Origin of the sequence: Sphingorhabdus sp. (assembly GCF_040079335.1) — a bacterium.
Taxonomy (GTDB): Bacteria; Pseudomonadota; Alphaproteobacteria; order Sphingomonadales; family Sphingomonadaceae; genus Sphingorhabdus_B.
Genome location: NZ_JBEBKL010000121.1, coordinates 1 through 2,091, shown reverse-complemented (window position 1 = coordinate 2,091; position 2,091 = coordinate 1). Strand labels below are relative to the sequence as shown.

2 protein-coding genes are annotated in these 2,091 nt (G+C 58.2%); both read left to right on the top strand.

The window, feature by feature from the left end; translation table 11 throughout:
• The coding region (locus tag ABL922_RS14685) for a conjugal transfer protein TraH (protein WP_349024952.1) at positions 1-958 on the top strand (958 nt) is incomplete at its 5' end.
• A 9-nt stretch (positions 959-967) separates the two neighbouring features.
• A partial coding sequence (locus tag ABL922_RS14680) for a conjugal transfer protein TraG N-terminal domain-containing protein (RefSeq protein WP_349024951.1) occupies positions 968-2,091 on the top strand: 1,124 nt, incomplete at its 3' end.

Genomic DNA, 2,091 nt, shown 5'->3' with positions numbered 1-2,091 from the left:
GAACGGCATCTGGAAAGGCGAGGCTGCCAGCAGCATCGTTTGCGAGATGATCGCCAACAGCCAGGGGGCTGCAAGCGATTGGGCCAAGGCGCGCCAGAACTGCAACAATGGCGGGCAGCGCGAGTCTATCAAGTCGGCCAACAATGATCCTGCGATGGACGACCAGCCATCAATGAAGGCCAATTACACCTGGAAGGCGCTTCAGGGAAAATATGGCGCTTTCGACGACGAGTTCAAAGAGTTTTTGATGACCATGGTCGGAACGGTCATTTATGTGCCCGCTGAAACCGACGGTGCGCGCCCGCAGGTTCGGTATATCGGACCTGCAGACGCATCGTTGATCAGTGCCATGCTCGATGGAACGAGTGCGGTCAGCTACAGGCGCTGGAAATGTGACGGCGGAACTGATCTCTCCGGCCGTTCCACCTGCCTTAATCCGACCCAAGTCGATCTTGTGATTTCAAACGGGGCTGCCATCAAGCCGCGGGTTCGCGCTCTTATCACCAGCATGGCCAATAAGGCGCGCAATCCGAACCTGGCTCTCACGACGCAGGAACTCCAGTTACTTGGGATGGCGAGCATTCCCGTCTTCAAGATGATCACTGTGAGCGCTGCGGCCGAATTCGGGCTCTCCAACCAGCAGATCAACGACCTGTCCGAGATCGTGGCGGTCGACCTGGTCGGCACTATGGCTAGTCGGTTCATCGAAATCACCCTGAACGCTAAATCCGATTTTCAGGGGGCAGACCAGGAATCCTTGAGCGACTGGCGCGAGCAGCTGCAGGCTGCGCAACGCAACCTGCAGGGAATTTCGGCCAAGACCGCGGACCGGTTCGACCAGACTTTCCAGCTGATCCAGCGCACCCAGATGCTGGAGAAGACGCTCCGAACGCAAATGACGCCGCAGATGACGGCCTCCTTGCGCTTTTCGAAGTCCCTCAGTTCGCAGATGCAGTGAGGCCGCGCCATGCTTGAGGTATTCACGGTCGGCGGCGGCGAGTATCTCGTCAATACGTTCAATGCCGTTTCAGCATGGACCGGCTCGGGCGGGTTCAAGTCGCTGATCCGCGTTGTCATGGTGATGGGGCTGATTTTCGCTCTCACCGTCACAGCATTCAATCTGGACTGGCGCGCCTGGTTCCGCTGGTTCCTTCAGGCAACGCTCATTTACAGCTGCCTCATGGTGCCAACCGTCGACATCAAGGTCACCGACCGCATCAATCCAGGGCTAGCGCCAGCGACGGTTGCTAATGTTCCGTTGGGACTTGGTGTGATGGCGTCGTTCACGAGCCAGGTCAGCGACTATTTCACCCGCCAGGCAGAGACCGTGTTCGTGATGCCCAATTCGCTGAAGTATTCCAACGGCGGCATGGTCTATGGCGCCCGGCTTTGGGACAAGGTGCGCAGTTTCGAGATCAAGGACCCCGTGTTCAGGGCCAATCTCGACGCGCATTTTAAGCAATGCGTGTTCTACGACATCCTCTACGGCAATACGAGTATGCGGACGCTCAGCGAGTCCACCGACATGTGGGTTGAGATTGGCAACAATCCTGCCGTCAACCGCGCCCAGAAATATATGCGCGAAACAGGCGGGACGGTCGACATTGAATATCTGACCTGCCGCGACGCCTATGCCGCACTAACGCAAAGCTGGAACACCTACCTGACCGCAAACGTCCCCAAATTTGCGCGAACATTTTATCCCAAGCTGACCGAGGCAGCGGCCAATGCGAGGCTCGCCAATGATGTTCCTGTGGTGAGCCAGCTGCTGCATGGCTCGGCCAAGACCGCACCAGAGGTGCTGCGGCAAAAGTCGCTGGTCGATGCATTTGCGGCCGCCCAGCTCGATTTCGGAAATGACGAGGCGGACGGCTTCGCGCTCGAGCGTGCCGATACACAGGCCCGCAATTCCATGACCTCGGTGGCGCAGCAGGCCATGGTGTGGGTCCCGGTGCTGAACATCGTGTTGACCCTCGTCTTCTATGCGATGTTCCCGGTCATATTTCCGCTATTTCTCTTCCCGCGCACCGGCATTCCGGCACTCAAAGGCTATCTTGCCGGCTTCTTCTATCTGGCGGCCTGGGGTCCGCT